This window comes from Zoogloea sp., assembly GCF_023150065.1.
Classification (GTDB): domain Bacteria; phylum Pseudomonadota; class Gammaproteobacteria; order Burkholderiales; family Rhodocyclaceae; genus Zoogloea.
In genome coordinates, this window is record NZ_JAKLLN010000054.1 from 1 (window position 1) to 2,577 (window position 2,577).

A 2,577-nucleotide genomic window follows, 5' to 3' on the forward strand; every position below is an offset into this window, starting at 1 on the left:
TGCCGACGAGCATGCGGATCACACCGCCATGCACGGTGAAAAAAGCGGCGTTTCCGCCCAGATGACCGATGGCCTCGTCAAGAAGGTGGACAAGTCTGCCAGCAAGCTCACCTTGTCCCATGGCCCGCTGCCCAACGGCATGCCGGCAATGACCATGGTGTTCCGCGTCAAGGATCCGGCCTGGCTGGATCAGGTGAAGGCCGGCGACAAGATCCGCTTCATGGCGGACCAGATCAACGGTGCGATGACCGTGGTGCATCTGGAACGCAACTAAGTTGTTCGTGTTGCCGTGCATCGGGTCGACATATCGCTTCTCAATCATGAGCAACTCACCGCAGTGCTCATGATTGGCGGTGCTGCCGGCCTTGTGCTGGCCGTACTCGGGTTCTGGCTTCTCAGGAGGCGGCTCAGCTCAAAGTCGACGAGAGTCGCCAAGGTGCAGTCGCGTGAGCGCAAGGGGCGACGTAAGAAGTGACGGCTTGTTGGCGAAGTGACTTCGCTTGCCAGAATCCGACAATATTCAGGGAGTCATCAATGAAGATGCGTACGAAACCGCGCGCAAGTTGGTTGTACGCCGTGGTGCTGGGGGCATTCAGCCTGGCTGCGCAGGCACAGGACGCCTCGCTTGGCGCCAATGTCGAATCGCTATTGGACTTCGCCCGCAGCCGCAATCCTGAATACGCCTCGATGCGTTTCGAGGCTGAAGCCGCCGCCGAGCGAGTCACACCGGCCGGCGCCTTGCCGGACCCGAAGTTTCGAACCGAATTACGCGACATCACCCGGATGGGTGAGCAAAACCCGACGCTGGCGCCGGCCCGAGTCGGCAGCACACGCTACCTGCTGATGCAGGACGTGCCCTGGCTCGGGAAGCGGGATCTCAAGCGGGAAATCGCCGAACTCGATGCCCGCGGCGCCGAAGGGCGTGCCAGCGGCACCTGGGCAGAACTGGCGGCCCGGATCAAGACCGCCTATTCCCAGCTCCAGTACGTCTATCGCAATGAACAGCTGACCCGCGAAATCCTCGACCTGATGACGCGCCTGGAGAAGATCGCCCAGGTGCGCTACGCAGGTGGCTTGGCGGCTCAGCAGGACGTGATTCGGGCACAGGTGGAGCAGACCGGCATGAAGAGCGAGCTGGTCGCCCTCGAGAATGAACGCCGGCAGCTCCAGGCAAGGTTGAATGCCCTCCTTGCAAGGCCCAGCGCGTCCCCCCTGGCTGCGCCAGAGCGCCTGAGAACGCTCCCAGCCCCGGCCCAGCTCGACCCGTTGGCCCTTGAGGAGCGTGTGCGGACAAAGAACCCGCAGCTCTTTGCCGAAGAGGCCCGGATCCGCTCAGCCGAGAAGAACCGCGAACTGACTTACAAGAACCGCTACCCGGACTTCACGCTGGGGGTCTCGCCGATCCAGTACCAGGGTTCCGTGAAGGAATGGGAGCTGATGGTCGAACTGAACCTGCCCCTGCAGCAGGGCTCCCGCCGTGCCCAGGAACGGGAGTCGGAAGCCATGTTGTCGGCCGCCCAAGCCCGTCGCGACGCTACCGCCAACCAGGTTTTGGGGGAACTGGCCGAGAACCTGTCCGGCTTCGACGCCGCCCGGCGCACCGAAGCCCTTGCCGCAACCAGCTTGTTGCCGCAATCCGAACTGACTTTCAAGGCGGCATTGGCCGGCTACGAAACCGGCAAAGTGGATTTCGCCACCTTGCTCGACGCCCAGCGGCAGATCCGTCAGGCCCGTCAAAACCGTATCAAGGCTCAGGCCGACGCGCAGATGCGCCTTGCAGAAATCGAACGAATTCTCGGAGAAGATCTATGAAAACAGGCGCAGGTATTGCGATCGGCCTGTCGGTCGCCCTGGCTGCCAGTGGCGGCTACTGGCTGGGTCAGCGGCCGGCAGCAAGTCATGAACCTGCCGCCAGTCAGGTTGCTACCCCTTCGGTAGAAGGTGCGAAGAAGGAACGCAAGCTGCTGTATTACCGCAACCCGATGGGACTGCCGGACACCTCGCCGACGCCCAAGAAGGACCCGATGGGGATGGACTACATCCCGGTCTACGAAGGCGAGGCTGACGATGAGCCGGCAACCGCCAACTCGATCAAGATCAGTACCGAGAAAGTGCAAAAGCTTGGCGTGCGAACCGAGGCGGCGGAACTGCGTACCCTCGACAAGCAGGTGCGCGCCGCTGGCCGCATCGAGATTGATGAACGGCGCAGCTTTGCCATCTCCCCGAAGTTCGAGGGCTACGTGGAGCGCCTGCACGTAAACGTCACTGGCCAGCCGGTCGCCAAGGGCCAGCCGCTGTTCGAGGTGTACAGCCCGGAACTGGTCTCTGCCCAGCGTGAATACACCATCGCCGCCCAGGGGGTCGAAGCCTTGAAAGATGCCGGTAGCGAGGCCCGGAGCGGCATGCAGCAGCTCGCCGAATCCAGCCTCTTGCGCCTGCGCAATTGGGACATCTCCGACGAGCAGATCCGCGCACTCACCAGATCGGGCTCCACCAAACGCACGCTGACCTTCCGCTCGCCGGTGGCTGGGGTCGTCACCGAGAAGAAAGCCCTGCAGGGCATGCGTTTCATGCCGG

At 62.8% G+C, this 2,577-nt stretch carries 3 protein-coding genes; all 3 read left to right on the plus strand.

From position 1 onward, the window contains the following. A partial coding sequence (locus L6Q67_RS23260) for a copper-binding protein (protein WP_296575797.1) occupies positions 1-274 on the plus strand: 274 nt, incomplete at its 5' end. A gap of 260 nt (positions 275-534) precedes the next feature. Then, positions 535-1,812 carry a TolC family protein gene (locus tag L6Q67_RS23265; protein ID WP_246128917.1) on the plus strand — a complete coding sequence of 426 codons (1,278 nt, stop codon included), beginning with the start codon at positions 535-537 and terminating at the stop codon, positions 1,810-1,812. Continuing rightward, the coding region (locus L6Q67_RS23270) for an efflux RND transporter periplasmic adaptor subunit (protein WP_296575812.1) at positions 1,809-2,577 on the plus strand (769 nt) is incomplete at its 3' end. The genes L6Q67_RS23265 and L6Q67_RS23270, both read left to right, overlap by 4 nt.

Coding starts and splice junctions, on each gene's coding strand:
- L6Q67_RS23265 (WP_246128917.1), top strand. CDS start 535: ATGAAGATGCGTACGAAACCGCGCGCAAGTTGGTTGTACGCCGTGGTG.